The organism is Gilvimarinus sp. 1_MG-2023, assembly GCF_030548285.1.
In genome coordinates, this window is record NZ_JAUOSC010001857.1 from 1 (window position 1) to 231 (window position 231).

At 54.1% G+C, this 231-nt stretch carries 1 pseudogene; it reads right to left on the reverse strand.

Going from position 1 to position 231, the window contains the following annotated elements:
* Positions 1-231 (reverse strand): annotated as a pseudogene (locus Q4563_RS23120) (glutamyl-tRNA reductase); the annotation flags it as partial.

The window sequence follows — 231 nt, forward strand, 5'->3', positions numbered from 1 at the left end:
GCGCAGGTCCGTCACGGTATGAACGGCATCGAGCACTTTCAGCTCGCGCATAAAGTGTTCAACGCCCGCCAGAATCAGCTCTTCGGCTTGTTGCGCGGCGTCTTCACGCGAGCGGACATTTTCTTCAATGATATTGCGCAGATCATCGACGGTGTACAAATAGACATCGCTCAGGTCGGCGACTTCGGCCTCAATATCACGGGGAACGGCAATATCAACCATGAACATGGG